Source organism: Paenarthrobacter sp. GQ52, assembly GCF_059759005.1.
The window spans coordinates 1-17,248 of record NZ_JCAXEJ010000022.1; the positions used below are offsets into that span (position 1 = coordinate 1).

The window sequence follows — 17,248 nt, forward strand, 5'->3', positions numbered from 1 at the left end:
ATGGACAAGGCTTGAGCTTTGGCGGGGGCTCGGATAGCGGCGACATGCTGATGCTAGCGGGCCGTCACCACTAACTTTGAGGGACCGTGGCGCCGCGACACCCCTTGAAAGCGGCGTGTCGGCCCGGATTGGAAATCAATGTAGGTGGTGGCCGCACGATGCGAAATCAAACAACCAACCGCAGCGGCCGCTGCCCCAACTGCACGGTGATTTCCTGTCCCCACGACGCCGTCAGCCGGTCATCTTCCATGCCGTCACCGAACACCACCAGCTGATCGGACGCCACGGTAATTCGCAGTACCTCGCCGGTTTCCAGGATGCCTTCGGTCAACGAGGCTCCCGTAACGGGTGATGGCCACGCTTCCCGGACGAACCATGCGAGCCGCGGATCGGACGGGGAGGGAAGGGCACGTCCACCACGTTCCAAGGCGATCGAGGCGCACCACCCGGTAGCGCCGGTGCCGGTGGAAACGATGAGGCCCGACGACGACTGCCGCTGAGTTTGTCCGCCGGGCTGGGTGAAACTCGGCGCTGTGATGGAGTACTTGGCCGACTGGTGCGAAGCGTGCCCGACGAAGACTTCATTGAGCGCCGAAAGCTGCTGGCCGTCGTCGAGCGTTGCCGTCACGGTGGTGAGGCTTTGGCAGCGCAGGCGTCCAACGTCGCCGGCACCCAGAAGGGCAGCGGCTGCCGACGGTGTGTGCCGGACAAGGATGCCGGGGTTCGCGCCGGGCTCGGGGTCGATGCCGATCACCGGTTGGCCGTTCAGATACTTGGCAACGTTCGCCACCAGGCCGTCCTGCCCCACCACGGCGATGATGTCTTCTGCAGTGAGCAGGAAACGGCTCAGGTCCGCGCGTTCCACTTCCGCTTGCCGCCAATCGGACGGTACTGCCGCCCTGATGGTTGCCAGGGCGGAGGTTAGCCGATCATGCCGGTCTTGCGCGTCCTGGATGCTGCGACCGCGGCTACGAAGGAAAAACTCGGCTTGGCCGCGGGTGGCGTGCCGGTCCAGAAGTTCCTGGAGTTCGGTTCGCCGGTGGACGATGACGATGCGCGGGGTTGCCATGACGGTCCTTACTTGGTGGCTTCTACAGGAGCGGCGGGTTCCTTGAACAGACCGGCAAGTGCTCCGCTGAGCAGGTCCGGAGTGATGGTGAGGTTCCCGATGTTCGGCAGGCTACCGGCTGCATCCTTGAGCGCCAAGGCGAGGAGCGTGGCCTGTTCCATACCGCGGTAGACCTCCATGGTTGCGGCTTCCCGGGCTGCGGCTGCTTCGCCAACCAGTCGGATCTGGTTTGCCTCCGCGGCGGCGCCGATGCCCTTTCGTTCAGCAGAGCCTTGGGCCTCAATCAAACCAGCGGCGGCCTTCTCTTCGGCAGCGCGGCGGGCGTTCGCGCCTTCCTGCGCCACCAGGTTCTCGCGGCGGACAGCCAGTTCGATTTGGCTCGCCATCTCATTCTCGGAGATCGTGCGTTCACGCTCGACGGCGACCGCCCGCCTTTCGTACACGGCGCGGTCCGCTTCGGCTTGGAGCTGCTCACGAACCGGAGTTTGCAGGGCACGTTCAACATCAGATTCGGGCCGCACGGCCAGTACCTGTACTCCGAGAATTTCGATGCCGGTGGACTGCAATCTGGCGTCTGCCCGGAGTGCTTCGGTGAGGACGAGCCGGAGCTGGCTCACTCCACGTTCGAGTGCTTCGGCGAGGGTTGTAGTGGCGATCTGGTCGATCGCGTGGCTCTGGCACAACTGCCCGATGATGGTGGAGACCTGCTCGCGTCCGGTCGCCGGCGCCGAGCCAGCGGTTTGGAGCCCGAAGTCGAGTCGGGTGGATACGGCCACGGGATCGATGAAGCGGTACGTGACGTTGGCTTGAACGCTCACGTCTTGGTGATCACGGGTGATGGCGTGGAACAGGGTCGGCAGTTCCTGATCGTCTACCGGAACTTCGCTCAGAACGGAGTTCGCTGGCCGGAACCAGAAGGCTTGGCCCACTCCTTGGTGGCGCACGGCACCCTTCTGCAGGTGCACGACGTAACCGGTGGGGCTGCCGAGGAAGTGGCTGATCCAGGGGTAGCGCTTGATGGTGGCCATGATGTTCGCCTCTTTCGTTTAGTTGTCGTCAAATTGACGATAACTAAACATTAGGGTCAGTCCGGCTTTATTGTCAACATGACGATAATTACCTACGATTACTTCATGCCTGAAACCCACGCGGCGCCCGAGCGCTTTCCGGTAACCGTCGACGTCGTAGCCCTCACGGTGCGCGACGGCGAGCTGAACGTCCTCCTCATCACGCGCCTCCTCGAGCCTTTCCGCGGAAAGCTGGCGCTCCCTGGTGGTTTCGTCCTCGCGGGTGAGGACCTGCTGGAGGCGGCTGGCCGGGAGCTCGCGGAGGAGGCCGGCGTCGAACATCTTCCGGGGCACTTGGAGCAACTGGGCAGTTACGGCCCGAAGGGGCGCGACCCTCGCGGTGACGTCCTCACCGTGGCGCACCTGCTGCTGGCGCCGGACTTTCCGGTGTTGTCGGCTGGAAGTGACGCTGAACAGGCTGCGTGGTGCGCGGTTCGCGACGTCCTGGAGGGGAAGCTTGAACTAGCTTTCGACCACGCGCGGATCCTTGACGACGCCCTGGAGCGGGCAAAGTCGAAGCTTGAATACTCGCCCCTGGGCGCTGCCTTCTGTGGTGAGGAATTCACCATCGCTCAACTCCGAAGCGTGTATGAGGCTGTGTGGGGCACGCGCCTGGACCCGCGGAACTTCCACAGAAAAGCCACGGGGACGCCAGGTTTTCTGGAGGACACCGGCCGAATGACAACGGGCGACGCCGGACGGCCGGCTGCGTTGTTCAGGCTCGCCCCCGAAGCGCGTCCGACGCCGGGCCAGCCCACCCGGGCGGTACTCAACCCGCCGCTGATGCGCCCGCGGGATTAGGCTGCGCGCCGAACCAGGGGGAAGGTAACGCTCTAGTGGCGCTTTCAGCTCGACCGGAACAGCCCCTCTGCAGGCGTTTGGCTAGGCGCCGACCGCCACCTTGGCCGCCATCACGCGATTTACCTGAGCCATGACTTCGTCAGGTTCGCCGTTTGCATCCACCACCACGAAGTCATCGAACTCAGGTAGCGAACGGTAAGCATCCCGGAATGCCCGCAGGTCGGCCACGGTCTCCTGGTCGGTGCCGCGTGCCGTGACGCGCTCGTGCGCGACGGTGGGATCAGCGTCGAAGTGCATGTGAAGATCAGCGGCAGGGAGCTTTTCCAGCAGCCATGGGAGCAAACGCCCGCGCTGCAATCCACTGGCTTGGCGTAGCGCGAGTTGGCAGTGCAGATGGCGATCCATGACTACCGGGCCGTCGAACTGCCGGGCGCGCGCATGGTTCACCAGCACGTTGAATAGGCGAACACCTGTTTCGATGAAGTCCGCAACCCGTGGCGCCACCTTCCAGCCATATCGCATCGAGAGAAGCGACATCCTCCGGCGAGCAGCGTGATTACTGAGCAGCAGGGCGCTTCGTCCTTCAGCGCGAGCCGAATCGACCAGGGCGTGGGCCGCCGTCGTTTTTCCTGAACCGTCAATGCCTGTCAGAACAATGAGCATGAGCCCTCCCTTCGTCTTCTGTGGGACTCGTTCTATGTACAACGCGGGGTTGGCCTCAGTTGTGCCAAGTGAGGTATAGATCACACACTGGCGCTGTTCGCTACGCTGCGTCGTGACAGGAGCGGCTCCGCAAAAGGGTACTAAGTTTCCTGTTCAAATACTTCGCCCCAGCGGAGTGCGCGCCTATCATGATGCTATGTACGTGCCCCTCAAGGGATGTGGTTCCGGTTTGAACCTAATTCCGCGGGGGTACGTAAGCGATATGGAGAGTAATTCTCCGATCGGTGCCCGTTGGCATGGGTGGCGCTTCAGAAATGGAGTACCAGCGGACGCCTTCCTGAATAGACAACCGTTATTGAAGGGATGCGTAGCTCAATGAATACACTTTTGATAATCGCCGGTGTTATAGCGATCATCTTGCTCCTCGTCGGCGGATTCAACCAAGCCCTCAGCTTCCTCCTGTGGGTGGGAATTATCCTGCTGGTGTTGGCCCTTATTGGCTGGGTACTAGGCCGTGGCCGGTCGCGCGTATGACGACTGATCCAAGCGAGGTTGCCGGCTTCGCGCAGGTTCGCGATGGGACAACCACGCCCGGACATCCCATTCCCAGGGATCCCGGGACGCCGGAAGCAAGCAACCAGGTACCTGTGGGTGATTCGTCGTCGGAAAGTCCGGAAGACTCCGTCGACGCTGGTCCCAGCGAATCAGCCAACCCGCCCGGGCCGGCAGAAGAGAAGGACGAAAAGACTGCGGACCATCGCGGTCTGACAACCGAAACCAACCCTACGGATTGAGCAGGGCAGGCGCGGCTGCGGACGGGAGGGATCCCGGTCCGCGGCCGCGTTTCTTTGGTCTTCGGCACCTTTGTCAGTATGCTTACTAATAGCTGGGGGTTATCAGTTCAGCGATTGGGGTAGTGATGCGGATCGGGTCGACTGTGGGGCTGTTCGTGGTGGTGTGGCTCATTATTGGGGCCGTGGCAGCAGGTCAGCGCGGGTACTTCACGGCTCCGCCCGCGCAGTGCTCGCAGCTTGCCACCATTGCACTAAATATTGTTGCGGGTCCATTGAATTACACAGGCTTGGATCCCCAGGGTGGCTGTGAGATTCCACAACCGTCTTGATGCGCCAGCGTTTTGGGGCTGTACGTAACGCATTCACCCTCAAATTGCTAAGATTGCTGACTAATTTCGTCAGAGCATGGACAGGCCACCAGCTGCACTTATAGGTTCGAAGTGTTCCATAAACACGTTCACCGCTTTGGAAAGGACAGGTCTCATGGACAAGCAAAACGCCACACCGGAAGAGGAAGTGGGAGGCTACGGTACTCCTACGGCAGAGCAAGAGGCCGGCGGCGGCCAGGCACAGCCCCGCGTGGAAGAAGACATCGAGGAAGCCGCCCTCGGAGAAGGCACCGGCGCCCCGAACCTTAGCCATTTGGATCCCGAGGACTCCGACAGTTCCGGAGAGCCAGGCGCGGGCCGCTTTGGCGGAACTGACGAGCAGTACTTGGCTGAGCAGTCCACCCAGCCGGACGGAAACGACGGCGACCTGCCGGACGGCAGCGGCAATGACCTTCCCCAGGAAGAGTCACCCAACGACGATGACGAAGAAAGTTTCGACGCCGGCTAAGAGCTTTGGCTGGCGCGCTTTAGACAGGCGCGCCACTGGTTAAGCAGCCAGCTGGCTGGCGCGCCACCAGCATTACCGCATGAGCACCCGAGACACGATCGAAGGAGCAAAACCTTGGCTACGGTAAATAAGTCAATCGAAGTGGATGTACCTGTATCTGTTGCCTACAACCAGTGGACGCAGTTTGAGACCTTCCCTCAGTTCATGAATGGAGTGGAGGCCGTTGAACAGATCGATGAAACGGGCCTTCATTTTTCGACCAATGTTGGTGGTGTGAAGCGGGAGTACAACGCCCAGATCATTGAGCAGGTCCCTGATTCCCTGGTCAGTTGGGCAAGCGTGGACGGACCCCGCAACGGCGGAACGGTGAGCTTCGAGCCACTCGACACCGGCAGGACCCGGGTCAACGTGGAGATCGTCTGGGAGCCGGATGGCCTCGCGGAAAAGGCCGGCTCCGCCCTTGGCGTGGACAGCATGCGCGTAGGTGCGGACTTGGACAAGTTCAAGAAGTTCATCGAGGCCCAGAGGCATGAAACGGGTGCCTGGCGTGGCACGGTTTCCGGTGGCGATGTTGATGACACCGGTGAAACCTTCGGTAGTGGCGCAGTGGCAACGGCTGAGTTCCCGCCCGTCGATCCGGATCTCGCAGCGCCGGCTGCCAATGAAGGGCCCGCCGAGCCGCCGCAGCCGCGCACTCCGGGGATCTAGCGCGACGGGTTGATCTAACTCAAACTGGACATGGAACCACATAAGCAGCTCCAACGAGGGCCGGCCATCACAACGGGCCGGCCCTCGCGGCATATCCCCGAAAGGCAGGAATTCCGCGGTCATGGCAACCTCCAGCAATGTGGAAGCTGAACAGAAATTCGACGCCGAAGCGTCCACTCCGCTCCCTGCCCTCGAAGCAATTGACGGGATAGGGAGTGTGGGTGAACCCGCGAGCCACAGCCTGGAAGCCATTTACTTTGACACCCGCCACCTGGCCCTGGCATCCCGCGGAATCACACTGCGCCGCCGGACCGGTGGGCCGGACGCCGGCTGGCACCTGAAGCTCCCGCACAGTGCGGGCAAGCGAACAGAGATCCAGGCACCGTTGGGCAACGCCGACGCTGTCCCGGTGGAACTCATGGACCGCGTGCTTGCCTACACCCGGGGTCACGCAGTGGCGGCTGTCGCAACCCTGAACACGGAACGAACCAGCTACGCCTTGTACGGCGAGGATGGCCATCGACTGGCTGAATTCGTGGATGACTACGTTCGTGCCAGAGCGATGCTTGGCGAACCCCGCGAGCTGGAGTGGAGGGAGTGGGAGGTGGAGCTGGCACCGGAAGAGGCCGACGACGATGCCGACACCTTGCTGAGCACCCTGACACAGCAACTCTCCGACGCCGGAGCAAAGCCGAGCGAGCGCACGTCCAAGCTGGCCACCGCCTTAGGCGACTCATGGCCTGCTTCGAAGCTAACAGACCGCGAAGAGCCCAGCGGCAACGGTCCAGCCGTCATTCCCGTGCTCAAGTACCTGAACGAGCAAGTGGCCGATCTGCTCCTTCAGGACTCCCATGTCCGCCTTGCCCGTGACGATTCAGTGCACCAAATGCGGTCACAGATACGCCGAATCCGTGCTGTCCTGCATGGTTACAGGGATCTCTTTGAACCGGACCCCGTGAAGGATCTCGAAAAGGAACTGAAGTCGCTCGCCAAGACCCTTGGCCGGTACCGGGATGTGGAGGTCTTGCACGAACGCTTGAAGAGCAGCTTCGACGAACTGCCAAGAAAGCTCGTCCTGGGTCAACTCCGCAATGAGCTGGAAGAGCGTATGGCATTGAGGGCCGAAACTGCGATGTCTGCCGTAAGGAACAGGTTGAACAGTCCCCGCTACTTCAAGTTGCTGGACGCTATGGAAGCCTTCATCGACGCTCCGCCCACAACGTCAAAGGGTGAGGCAGCGGCAAAGGAGACCACGGCGAAGCTCGTCAACAAGGCCGGCAAAAGGCTCCGCAAACGGCACGCCGAAGCGGTGGGTGCCGCCGTCGGGCCTCAACGCGATAAGGCATTCCACGAAGTGCGGAAGGCCGCCAAGAAGCTGCGCTTTGCCGCAGCGGCTGTGGAAGGCATCCACGGCAAACGCGCCGTGAAATTGGAAGACGCGGCGCACAGGATTCAGTCAATTCTTGGCGACCATCAGGACAGTGTGATGGCGCGGGCGGAACTGCTGAAGCTGGGTTCTGCGCCGGGCGTCAGCAACGGTGCTTTCACTTATGGAGTGCTCCACGCGATGGAGCGCACCGCCGCTGACGCCACTCAGCAGGAGTACCTGCGAAAGGGCAAGAAGGCGCGGAACCTACGCCTCAAAAAGTAGCTCCACGTTTTACTTCTTGAGGAACGCCAGCAGGGCCTCGTTGATTTCTGCACCATGCGTCCAGAGCAAGCCGTGCGGTGCGCCCTCGATTTCAAGGTACTCGGCGCTGGGCAGGGCATCCTTGAATCGCCGACCCGTGACGTCGATAGGCAGGATGTTGTCCGCCGTGCCGTGGACGATCAAGGCCGGGACATCGATCTTGGGAATGTCCGATCGGAAGTCCGTCAGCCAGGTGGGCTGGGCGGCTACTGAGGCGAACGCACCGGATTTGCTGGCAAGGTTCCAGCTGGCATCCACTGATTCCTGGCTGAGCCGTGCGGTGCCAAGGAAGGTGTCCGTGTTGTAGAAGTTCTTGAAGAAGTCGGTGAAGAAGGCGTACCGGTCGGCCTTAACGGACTCGGCGAGGCCATCGAAGACCTCCTGGGGGACGCCGTCAGGGTTGTCGTCGGTCTTCAGAAGGAAAGGCTCCAGCGAACCGAGGAACACGGCCTTTGCAACGCGCGCCGAGCCGTAGGTGCTGATGTAGCGCGCAACTTCGCCTGTACCCATGGAGAAGCCCACCAAAACGGCGTCGTTCAGGTCCAGGGTGTCCAGCACGGTCTTCAAGTCTGCTGCGAAGGTGTCGTAGTCGTAGCCTTCGGTCGGTTGGCTGGACTTGCCGAACCCGCGGCGATCGTACGTGATGACGCGATATCCGGCGTCGAGCAGTGCGGCCGTCTGCTTCTCCCAGGAGGATCCGTCCAACGGATAGCCATGAATCAGGACCACTGGCTGGCCGGTCCCATGGTCCTCGTAGTAAAGCTCAATCTCAGTGCTGTTTTCGTTTCCGACGGTGATGTAAGCCAAAACTCAAGTCCCTTCGATGCAGTTCAACACGAACGTTTCCAGCCTACTGTCCGGGGCTGACACTGACACCGGCTCCGGCTCAGGGTGGTGTTCCCACCACCACCATCCGCGGACACTGGTTGCCGACGCTGTTGCAGTGGATTCTTGGATCACCGCCGATGACGAAACCAAGGAACACTCATGCCCCTTGCCCTACGCCCCGCCACCGAGAGTTACGCCTCAATCGACGACCTCCTGGGCGACGGACGCCGCCGCTTCTTCAGCCACGGTTACAAGACCACCAACCCGCGGCTGCGGAACCTTCGCGTTGCCCACACCGTCGCTGAGTCCACACTGACTGCCCGAGCCAGCTTGGGTGTCGCGGGAGTTTGGTCAGTCAAAGGCAATCAAAAGCAAACACCGCACCTTGGCACCACGGACGTCCTTGTCCTTGCCTGCAGAATGGCGGAAGCCCTGCTGGCCAGCAGGTTTTCGCCGGATATATTGCCAGCCGCTTACCTGACGTCCGTCACCATCTCCGGCGGCAGTGAACCGGTGGAAGACACCTTGGGTGATCTTGGCTGCAAGGCTACGCTGCAGGACCACGGTGAAGGGTCCGTCCTGAGGTGCTCGGTGGCCTCCATGAGCGCGGTCCTTGAAGTAACCCACGCTCCGGCTGAACTTGGACTTGCTTCCGTCGAGTCACCCTCAGAAGAGGCGTTGGTGGGCGACGCCGCCACGCGACTCTATGGTGCCCTGTGGGCCGAACGGCAAGTCACGTTGTCAGACGTGGTTCTCGAAGCGGCACAGGGTGCAGCCCACGCGCAGCTCTCGTTTCGCCAGCAACCCACGTTGGGCCACCAGCTGGGTGACCGGCGCGGCCTGGAAGCTGCGTACCCGCAGGCGCTGTCCGCCGTCGAGTACTTTGTGGCCACCCTGCAACTAGGGCAGGTCCTGCTCTACAGCTTGGACGCCATGAACCGTTCCGACAGCAACACGCTCTGGATGCGCAAGACACGGGTTACTTTTACCGGTCCCGGCCCGAAGATTGGGGGCGGGCAGGGAACCGGTCTGAGTGTGGGGTTGCAGAAGAGCCGGCTGATCGGAAAGGACGGCGGGTCCTGGCGCTGCGCCGATGTAGTGGGAACGTTCGACGGCGGCGAGGTAGTCTGCAGCGTCGCTCACCAACTGCCGGCAGGGGCTGTTCAATGAGCGCGAAATCCGCGGTGGTCCGAGGCCTGGGCGGCGCACTTCCCGAACGCGTGGTCACGAATGAGCACCTCTCCTCCGTCATGGATACCTCCGATGAATGGATCCGGCGCCGGACCGGCATCGCCGAGCGGCGCCACTCAGACGAATCTGAGAGCACCAGCGTCCTTGCCACAACAGCTGGCCGACGAGCGTTGGCAAGCGCCGGCGTCGATTCCGTGGGACTGCTGATCGTGGCGACCTCGACGCCGGACAAGGTCTGCCCTGCCACTGCACCAAAGGTTGCGGCGAACCTTGGGCTACAAGGGATTGCCGCGTTCGATATCTCGGCGGTTTGTTCAGGATTTGTCTACGCGCTCGCTACGGCCAGCTGGGCCATTACCTCCGGCTCCGTTGGCTCTGCACTGGTGATTGGCGCGGACACCTTCACCCGGCTGCTGGACCCGACGGACCGCACCACGTCCGTGATCTTCGGCGACGGCGCAGGAGCCGCCTACCTCTCGGCCGGTACCGCAGAAGAACCCGGGGCCATCCTTGCTACAACGCTGCACTCCGACGGCGACGGGGAAACGCTGATTCAAGTTCCACGCAGCGCCGGTGCCTTCTTTGAGATGCAGGGCAAAGAAGTGTTCACGCAGGCGGTGACGGCGATGTCGGACTCCGTGCAGACCGTGCTGGCGAGTGTTGGCTGGACGGCTGGCGACGTCGATTCCCTGATCGCGCATCAGGCCAACCTGCGGATCCTCAACACGGTGGCCTCGGTGACCGGAATACCCGGCTCCAAAGCCGAGGTCCACTTGGACAGGGTGGGAAATACTTCAGCTGCCTCGATTCCACTGGCCATGACCGACGCCGGCACCAAGGGCCACAGGTCTCCCGGGGACAAAGTGGTCCTGACGGCCTTCGGCGGGGGAACCACCTGGGGTGCCATCGCCATGACCTGGCCTTCGATCTCGGTTGTGGACCCGCATTAGGGCCACTACCGATTCCTGCGGGCAGGGTGCCTTGCGGGATCACCGTGGCCCGGCCATCCCGGGCCACACTACAAAGGGGGAAACCACATGGAAATTACAGCTTTGGACGTCGTCGAGGCTATCCGATCCACCATGGACGAGCTCAGCCACATGGGCCCGGACGACTCCTTCGCGGACCTGGACATCGATTCACTGTCCCTCGTTGAAGCGGCCGTCATCCTCAGCAACAAGTTCGGCGTGCGCGTGGACGAATTCGAACTTGCAGACGCAGGAACTGCCCGGGTTGCGGCCGGACTGGTGACCGGGAAGCTTGCCCTGCAACCCGCCGTCTAACCGGAATCCACTAACGAGTCACCTAGCCAACACATAGACACAGATACAAACAGTGAGGACACCCATGGCCACTCCGGCAATTGCAGTTGTTTACTATTCAGGCTCCGGTCACACCAAGGTCCTCGCGGACGCAGTGGTGTCCGCTGCCGCCTCCACGGGAGCCACCGCAGCCCTCCTGCGCGTGGATGAACTTACCCAGGAGTCCTGGGACTTCATTGATGAAGCCGATGCCATCATCTTCGGCGCACCCACGTACATGGGTACTGCACCTTCAGCGTTCCACGCCTTCGCAGAAAAGACCGCAGGCCGTTGGGCTGTGCAGAAGTGGCACAACAAGCTGGGTGCGGGTTTCACCAACGCCGCATGCAAGGCAGGGGACAAAAACTCAACCTTGGATTACTTCGCTACTTTTGGCGCCCAGCACGGCATGAACTGGATCAACCTCGGCCTGCTCCCAGGCTGGAAGAGCACCAAGGGTACCGAAAACGACCTCAACCGCTTCGGCTACTTCAACGGTGCTGCCGCACAAACCTTCTCGGACGTTGGGATCGAGGGCGTCCACCCCGCGGATATCGCTACGGCCGCCCACTTGGGCCGACGCGTTGCGGAAATCAGTGCGGTCTTCGCCGCCGGAAAGGCCGCCCTGGAGAACCGCACCTCCGGGAATCACAGCTCAGACCGGGAACTCATCAGCACGGGAGCCTAGCCGTCCTCGCGCCGAGGAGCGGGCGGACAAGGATAACGCCTGGCGACACGGATAAGCCTGGCGACACGGATAACTCCTAGCGCCACGGATAAAGCCTGGTGACACCCATATTTGGGTGGCGCCAGGCTTTATCCGTGGCGCTGATCCGTCTGGGCGTCCCTACTCGGCTCCGGGGACAGGGTCTTTTCCACGAGTAACCGCACGGCAGGGTTGCCCAGGTGGAACAGATGACCTCCAGTGTCCAGTTTCATCAACCGTGGCTCGGCCGCACACCATGCCGCCCAGCGGAGGGAATCGGCAACAGGCACCACGGGATCGTCTGCGCTGTAGAGGACGGTGGCTGGAACTTCCAACTGTTTCCCGGGTGGTCTTCCCGGATACCCCGCTAGGAGATCGAGGTCCTCAAGGAGGACTTCCCGGGCGCGCGGGGACAGTGCGCCCGCAGCGGCAATTGCGGCAGCACCGGCGTCGTGCATTCCCGACGGCGGGCGCGTGGCGGCGAGGAAGACGTGGGCCACCCGCCCTGTGTGCTGTAACCGCAGGGCGATCTCGAATGCGAGGACAGCCCCCATGCTGTGGCCGTACAGGGCTAGCCGGGCAGACGCCGACGCCGTCACGCGCTCTGCGAGGGCATCAGCAGCCGCCCCCAAGGACATGAAGTCCCAGCCACGGTAGCTGAGTTTGGTCACCGTCACGCCGTCGAAGCGCCAGCCTGCGAAGCTGGCCGTGGTCCCACCGGCATGGTGTAGGCAAAACAGGTGCACGCCGGGGTCCTGGCCGTCAGTTGAAGGCGAGCCGGTGGCGGTCGTGCTCCAAACGGGACGCAGCAACATCATCCATGTGCTCCTCCGCCCACTCCTTCATTTCAAAGATGATGCGCAGCAGCGAGCGGCCGCGGGGAGTGAGTTCGTAGTCGGTGCGGATGGGAACAGACACCGTGACATGCCGGAGGACCAACCCATCGCGTTCCAGGGAGCGGAGGGTGGATGTCAGCATCTTCTGGCTGGCACCTGGTATGAGCTTCCGCAGGTCACTGTGGCGCTGCTGGCCGTCCTCAAGGGCAAGCATCACCAAGGTGACCCACTTGCTGCTGATGGCCTCCAGCAATTGCCGGGCCGGGCAAAGGTCCAAGGACGCGTTGTAGTGCTTCCGGGCTTTCTGGCGTTTCTGTTCAGCCGTGAGAGTCATATCCCCAATACTTTCCTCATCAAGTGGACTGCTGGGCTCAGTTTACTTGGGGCCTCTGACAGCTCGGGGAACGGTGTCGTAAACCTTAACTCACCGGCGTGGCTGAGACCCTCAGCTTGGCGTCAACCAACAGGGATTCCCCTGCCAAGGCCATGAATTGGAGATCCGAATGATGGTCCCCGTAAGCGAAGCTGCCCGCGAGATCAACGTTGTTCGCTAACGCGTGGGCCAGGACGGCCCGGGCTTTGGCATCACCCACCAGTGCTTGCTCGATCCCACCCGTGTACGTGCCATCGGCCACCAACGGGCGGGTGCATAACAGCTCAAGGTGGGGCCACCGCCGTCGAACCCGTACCAAGGCCGGCTCGAACGATGCCGTGACTGCAACCAGCTGCCGCCCGGAGTCCGCATGGGCGTCCAGGATGGACACCACAGGCTCCAGGAAAGCCCAGTCGGCCGCCTGCCCATCCTGCAGATCCGCCCAGCGCTCGCCGAGTTCGGCCACCTCTGTGACGCTTCGGCCGCGCCACCAGCGGAAGTAGTGGGCGTTCGTCGCCGAACGCGGGACCCCGTTCTCGGCTGCAGCCCGCAGACCTGCGAGGAACTCCCCGGCCTCTTCAGCGCGGGCATGTTCGGCGGCGTCGAAGCGAAGGAATTCGAAAATGGTGTTGTAAGCGGTGACGGTGCCGTCGATGTCTGTGTAGGCAGCTTGGATGCGGCTGCGGGAGGATTCTTCCACAGGAAGAATCCTAGGGACCGATCCGCCGTTCGGAAGCCCCTCAGGGCAGGGCACTTTGAGGTGCCCTGGGCACAAAAAAGTGCGTTCTTACGCGGCGCCGCGCTGTCAGTGAGGATCGATGACGGGGCACAAAGCGTCCCCGAAAGCACAGCCTCGAAAGGAAGCCAATGCCTACCATCCTCCACATCAACGCCTCACCGCGCTACGCCAACAGCGACTCACTGCGGTTGGCCCGGCACTTCATCGATTCCGTCCAGACTGCCGGTGCGGAGAGTTTCGAAGTGGAGACGCTGAACCTGTTCGACGACGGCGCGCTGCCCGTTTTCGGTCGCGTCGCCGCCGCTGCGAAGATGGCTGTTTTCACCGGACAGGACCAGACTCCCGATCAGGTTGCTGCGTGGGAATCCGCCCGTGCAGTATTCGACCAGTTCGCTGCCGCCGACGCCTACGTCTTCAACATCCCCATGTGGAACTCGGGCGTTCCGTATGTCCTGAAGCAGTGGATCGACATCATCACCCAACCCGGCTGGAGCTTTGGTTTCGACCCCGAGCAGGGCTACCGCGGCCTGCTGGAGGGCAAGCAGGCCCTGGCAATCCACACCAGCGGCGTTTACGCACCGGGCGTTCCGGCCGCGTTCGGCTCTGACTTCAGCAGCACTTTCTTTGCCGACTGGCTGAACTTCGTGGGCATCCAGGACGCCACGCACGTCCGCTTCGCCCCCACGGTGCTCAACGGAGACGTGGATGGCACCCGTAAGGTTGCCGAGGCGGACCTCAGTGACGCCGCCATCGAGTTCGCCGGCAAGCTCAGCGCCGCGGGAACCCTCCAGCTCGTCAACGACTAAGGCGGACGCAGTGCGCATCGGCATTTCAGGTACCTACTCCTCGGGCAAGACGTTCACGTCCATGGCCTTGTCCCACTACACGGGGCTGCCCCGGACCCGGGCAAGGACCATGCGTGAAATCCTCCCCGAGGCCGCGCCGGGCAAGACCCTTGAGGAGTGCACGGCCGCGGAGCTTATCCAGATGATCGTGACCCGCCACGTTGAGCGGGCCGTTTACGAGGACAAGCTCTCGGCAGGGTTCATTTCCGACGGATCATCCTTGCAGGAATGGATCTATGGGTCTGTGCGGGTTTCGCTTGGCCTGAATCCCAGTGCCTCGGCGCATCTTTCGGCGGGCGAGACCGTGGAGAAGACGCCGGAACTCGCCTTCTTCGAAGAGGTGATGACCAGCCTTGGCAACAGCTTCAAGAGGCACGTGCAGAACTCCTTCGATGTGTTCGTGCACCTGAAGAACGAGCTCCCGCTCTCCGCCGACGGGCACCGCCCGGTCAATGATCAGTTCCGGAACATGTCCGACGCCATCTTGCAGCAAACCATGGACGAGCTGGGGATGCCGTTCCATGTGGTGTCCGGTTCCGTGGAGGAGCGACTCGAGCAGATCGCTTCCCTGTTCAAGCTGGAGCCACGCATGAGCCCGGAGGATGCTGCTCGTTTGGCCTCCGAAGAGTACGCACAGTTGGACGTCCGTTCTGAAAAGGAACGCGTCCTGCAGTAATCCGCCTGACCCAGGATTCCGGATTCGACTCACCCGTTCGTCCGGCCGACTGCCATAAAGCGGTCGGCCGGACGCTCGTCATTAGTGGAGAACCCATGCCCACCCATCCTTCTGCTTCCCACCAAGCGCGGTCCAACCACGCGCGACTAGGCGAGTTCTTCCGCACCCGCCGCGAGCAGACCCGGCCGGAGGACGTCGGGTTACCGGTCAGCCCACGACGCCGGACTCCCGGACTCAGGCGGGAAGAGGTGGCCGTCCTGGCGAACGTTGGGGTCTCCTGGTACACCTGGCTGGAGCAGGGGCGGGCCATCGGGGCCTCCGCAGAAATTTTGGACGCGATAGCCAATGCCCTGCAGCTCAGCCTGGAAGACAGGAACTATGTCCGCAGGCTGGCGTCCGGGCGTCGGCCCAGCCCTGACGCCGGCAACAGACAAGCCGCTCACAGCGGCTTTCAGGGGACCGGGGAGGGTGGACAGCGTTTCGACGTCGACAACACCCAGCTGGCGCTTCTGCAGCAACTGGTGGATGCCATGGCAAATCCCAGCTACATCGCAGACCCGTTCTGGACCGTCGTGGCAATGAACCCGGCCGCGGCTGACACCTTTGATACCAGGGTGGGCGAAAGCTGCCTCCACCGCTTCTTCACCGATCCGGAGCTTGCCCGGCCCCACGTCCACAAAGAGATGATGGCCCGATCCATGGTTGCCCAGTTTCGTGCGCAATCAGCCAAGTTCCCTGACGATCCCCGGTTCGACACCATGGCCCGGAGCCTCTGTGAGGTTTCGAAGGCCTTCAACGAACTGTGGCAGCGCCAGGTGGTGAGCGACTCGTACCATGTGGACGTTGTCTACGACCACCCAACACTCGGCCGGCTCAGCTTCGCCCCCATGGTTCTGGGCGTGCCGCAGTTTCCCGCCCTCCGCCTCTTTACCTACCTGCCCAAAAGCGGGACAGGGACGCAGGCGGCACTGTCGGGGCTTGGCCGGAAGGCTGTTGTCTAGTGCGGGTCAGAGGTTCGTCATCCGTTCGCCGGCCTCGTTGTAGCGCCCACCCTCCACAGTGATTTTCGCTGCGGCGGCTTCGATCCCGTCAAGCTCTGCAGGCGAAAGTTCGACGTCGGCCGCCGCCAGGTTTTCTTCGAGGCGGTGCAGTTTCCGTGTGCCTGGAATAGGCACGATCCACGGCTTCTGCGCCAGCAACCATGCCAAGGCGATCTGGCCCGGCGTCGCGCCTTTTCGTTCTGCAATGCCGGCGAGCAGGTCCACCACAGCCTGGTTATTTTGCATGGCCTCGGGGGTGAACCGGGGGATGGTGCTGCGGATGTCGTTGCCGGATTCGAAGTTGGTGGAAGCGTTGATGGTGCCGGTCAGGAAGCCCTTGCCCAGCGGGCTGAAGGGAACGAAGCCGATGCCAAGTTCTTCGCAAACGTCCAGGACTTCTTCCTCCGGTCGGCGCCACCACAACGAGTACTCGCTCTGGACGGCAGCCACGGGAAGGACTGCATGGGCCCGGCGGATGGTGCCTGCCGCAGCCTCGGACATGCCGAAGTGCTTCACTTTTCCGGCGTCGACGAGTTCCTTGACGGCACCCGCCACGTCCTCGATGGGGACGTCCGGATCAACCCGGTGCTGGTAGTAGAGATCCAGGGCGTCCACTCCCAGCCGCTGCAGTGATCCTTCGACTACCTCTTTGATGACCTCGGGGCGGCTGGTGACCTTGCCGCTGGCCTTCCGCGCGGCGGGGTCAATGTCCCAACCGAATTTGGTGGCGATGACCACCTGGTCCTTGAACGGGGCCAGTGCTTCGCCGACGAGTTCCTCATTAGCGTAGGGTCCGTAGATCTCGGCGGTGTCGAAGAACGTCACGCCGCGCTCCACGCCTGTGCGGATGAGCGAGATCATTTCCTCGCGGTCCGGCCTCTCGCTGTAGCCGCCTGTCATGCTCATGCATCCCATGCCAATGGCGGAAACCTCAAGGCCGCCGGTGCCGAGTGTGCGCTTTTCCATGTTTGGTCTCCTATGGTGTTCGAGCTGATTGCTACCTCGACGGTATGGCCATGCTGAGACGCGAGGGAGTCCCTGGCATTACCCCTCAGTTCCCCTAGTTGCCCACAGCAACCAGACG

The 17,248-nt window shown here is 62.4% G+C and carries 21 protein-coding genes; 13 read left to right on the forward strand and 8 right to left on the reverse strand.

The window, feature by feature from the left end:
* Positions 1 to 166 precede the first annotated feature (166 nt).
* Together AC6CH8_RS20230 and AC6CH8_RS20235 are read right to left on the reverse strand one after the other, a co-directional pair.
* Complete coding sequence (locus tag AC6CH8_RS20230; RefSeq protein WP_498192066.1) at positions 167 to 1,069, reverse strand: diacylglycerol kinase catalytic domain-containing protein; 903 nt, start codon at positions 1,067 to 1,069, stop codon at positions 167 to 169.
* Between the two features lie 8 nt (positions 1,070 to 1,077).
* Positions 1,078 to 2,097, reverse strand: a complete 1,020-nt coding sequence (locus AC6CH8_RS20235) for an SPFH domain-containing protein (protein WP_498192067.1) — start codon at positions 2,095 to 2,097, stop codon at positions 1,078 to 1,080.
* Positions 2,098 to 2,175: 78 nt separating this feature from the next.
* On the opposite strand from AC6CH8_RS20235, the gene AC6CH8_RS20240 reads away from it, so the two are divergent.
* Positions 2,176 to 2,937: an NUDIX hydrolase gene (locus AC6CH8_RS20240; RefSeq protein WP_498192068.1), complete on the forward strand. Its 762-nt coding sequence runs from the start codon at positions 2,176 to 2,178 to the stop codon at positions 2,935 to 2,937.
* Positions 2,938 to 3,018: 81 nt separating this feature from the next.
* Here the strand turns inward: AC6CH8_RS20240 and AC6CH8_RS20245 are convergent, their stop codons facing one another.
* Complete coding sequence (locus tag AC6CH8_RS20245; protein ID WP_498192069.1) at positions 3,019 to 3,600, reverse strand: dTMP kinase; 582 nt, start codon at positions 3,598 to 3,600, stop codon at positions 3,019 to 3,021.
* A gap of 375 nt (positions 3,601 to 3,975) precedes the next feature.
* Here AC6CH8_RS20245 and AC6CH8_RS20250 point away from each other — a divergent pair, with 375 nt between their 5' ends.
* The 5 genes from AC6CH8_RS20250 to AC6CH8_RS20270 all read left to right on the forward strand — a co-directional run bounded on the left by AC6CH8_RS20250 (position 3,976) and on the right by AC6CH8_RS20270 (position 7,590).
* Complete coding sequence (locus AC6CH8_RS20250) at positions 3,976 to 4,134, forward strand: hypothetical protein (protein ID WP_017200690.1); 159 nt, start codon at positions 3,976 to 3,978, stop codon at positions 4,132 to 4,134.
* Positions 4,131 to 4,394 carry a hypothetical protein gene (locus AC6CH8_RS20255; protein ID WP_420179023.1) on the forward strand — a complete coding sequence of 88 codons (264 nt, stop codon included), beginning with the start codon at positions 4,131 to 4,133 and terminating at the stop codon, positions 4,392 to 4,394. Before AC6CH8_RS20250 ends, AC6CH8_RS20255 begins: the two co-directional genes overlap by 4 nt.
* Positions 4,395 to 4,799: 405 nt before the next feature.
* A complete protein-coding gene (locus tag AC6CH8_RS20260; RefSeq protein ID WP_091470236.1) occupies positions 4,800 to 5,231 on the forward strand; it encodes a hypothetical protein in 432 nt (143 codons plus the stop codon).
* Between the two features lie 114 nt (positions 5,232 to 5,345).
* Positions 5,346 to 5,939: an SRPBCC family protein gene (locus AC6CH8_RS20265; protein ID WP_420179022.1), complete on the forward strand. Its 594-nt coding sequence runs from the start codon at positions 5,346 to 5,348 to the stop codon at positions 5,937 to 5,939.
* A 121-nt stretch (positions 5,940 to 6,060) separates the two neighbouring features.
* Positions 6,061 to 7,590, forward strand: coding sequence for a CYTH and CHAD domain-containing protein (locus AC6CH8_RS20270; protein ID WP_498192070.1), 1,530 nt, complete (start codon positions 6,061 to 6,063; stop codon positions 7,588 to 7,590).
* Positions 7,591 to 7,599: 9 nt separating this feature from the next.
* Here the strand turns inward: AC6CH8_RS20270 and AC6CH8_RS20275 are convergent, their stop codons facing one another.
* A complete protein-coding gene (locus AC6CH8_RS20275; protein WP_498192071.1) occupies positions 7,600 to 8,436 on the reverse strand; it encodes an alpha/beta fold hydrolase in 837 nt (278 codons plus the stop codon).
* Between the two features lie 180 nt (positions 8,437 to 8,616).
* Here AC6CH8_RS20275 and AC6CH8_RS20280 point away from each other — a divergent pair, with 180 nt between their 5' ends.
* The 4 genes from AC6CH8_RS20280 to AC6CH8_RS20295 all read left to right on the forward strand — a co-directional run bounded on the left by AC6CH8_RS20280 (position 8,617) and on the right by AC6CH8_RS20295 (position 11,637).
* Positions 8,617 to 9,627: an AvrD family protein gene (locus AC6CH8_RS20280; protein WP_420179019.1), complete on the forward strand. Its 1,011-nt coding sequence runs from the start codon at positions 8,617 to 8,619 to the stop codon at positions 9,625 to 9,627.
* Positions 9,624 to 10,598, forward strand: coding sequence for a beta-ketoacyl-ACP synthase III (locus AC6CH8_RS20285; RefSeq protein ID WP_498192072.1), 975 nt, complete (start codon positions 9,624 to 9,626; stop codon positions 10,596 to 10,598). The genes AC6CH8_RS20280 and AC6CH8_RS20285 overlap by 4 nt, the downstream gene beginning before the upstream one ends.
* Before the next feature lie 87 nt (positions 10,599 to 10,685).
* Positions 10,686 to 10,931 (forward strand): acyl carrier protein, encoded by a 246-nt coding sequence (locus tag AC6CH8_RS20290; protein WP_017200682.1) that lies wholly within the window; start codon positions 10,686 to 10,688, stop codon positions 10,929 to 10,931.
* Between the two features lie 64 nt (positions 10,932 to 10,995).
* Positions 10,996 to 11,637: a flavodoxin family protein gene (locus AC6CH8_RS20295; RefSeq protein ID WP_498192073.1), complete on the forward strand. Its 642-nt coding sequence runs from the start codon at positions 10,996 to 10,998 to the stop codon at positions 11,635 to 11,637.
* Between the two features lie 128 nt (positions 11,638 to 11,765).
* Here the strand turns inward: AC6CH8_RS20295 and AC6CH8_RS20300 are convergent, their stop codons facing one another.
* The 3 genes from AC6CH8_RS20300 to AC6CH8_RS20310 form a co-directional block, all read right to left on the reverse strand.
* Positions 11,766 to 12,473 (reverse strand): thioesterase II family protein, encoded by a 708-nt coding sequence (locus AC6CH8_RS20300; RefSeq protein ID WP_498192074.1) that lies wholly within the window; start codon positions 12,471 to 12,473, stop codon positions 11,766 to 11,768.
* A complete protein-coding gene (locus tag AC6CH8_RS20305) occupies positions 12,418 to 12,825 on the reverse strand; it encodes a winged helix-turn-helix transcriptional regulator (protein WP_017200679.1) in 408 nt (135 codons plus the stop codon). The genes AC6CH8_RS20300 and AC6CH8_RS20305 overlap by 56 nt, the downstream gene beginning before the upstream one ends.
* A gap of 85 nt (positions 12,826 to 12,910) precedes the next feature.
* Positions 12,911 to 13,564, reverse strand: coding sequence for an HAD family hydrolase (locus tag AC6CH8_RS20310; protein WP_498192075.1), 654 nt, complete (start codon positions 13,562 to 13,564; stop codon positions 12,911 to 12,913).
* Positions 13,565 to 13,731: 167 nt separating this feature from the next.
* On the opposite strand from AC6CH8_RS20310, the gene AC6CH8_RS20315 reads away from it, so the two are divergent.
* The 3 genes from AC6CH8_RS20315 to AC6CH8_RS20325 all read left to right on the forward strand — a co-directional run bounded on the left by AC6CH8_RS20315 (position 13,732) and on the right by AC6CH8_RS20325 (position 16,125).
* On the forward strand, positions 13,732 to 14,409 hold the full coding sequence (locus tag AC6CH8_RS20315; protein WP_429330534.1) for an FMN-dependent NADH-azoreductase: 678 nt from the start codon (positions 13,732 to 13,734) through the stop codon (positions 14,407 to 14,409).
* A 10-nt stretch (positions 14,410 to 14,419) separates the two neighbouring features.
* Positions 14,420 to 15,124, forward strand: a complete 705-nt coding sequence (locus AC6CH8_RS20320) for an AAA family ATPase (RefSeq protein ID WP_091470258.1) — start codon at positions 14,420 to 14,422, stop codon at positions 15,122 to 15,124.
* Positions 15,125 to 15,219: 95 nt separating this feature from the next.
* The gene (locus AC6CH8_RS20325) at positions 15,220 to 16,125 is read left to right on the forward strand and encodes a helix-turn-helix transcriptional regulator (protein ID WP_498192077.1); all 906 of its coding nucleotides are present in this window, start codon (positions 15,220 to 15,222) and stop codon (positions 16,123 to 16,125) included.
* Between the two features lie 6 nt (positions 16,126 to 16,131).
* Here the strand turns inward: AC6CH8_RS20325 and AC6CH8_RS20330 are convergent, their stop codons facing one another.
* A complete protein-coding gene (locus AC6CH8_RS20330; protein ID WP_474661266.1) occupies positions 16,132 to 17,130 on the reverse strand; it encodes an aldo/keto reductase in 999 nt (332 codons plus the stop codon).
* Positions 17,131 to 17,248 lie beyond the last annotated feature (118 nt).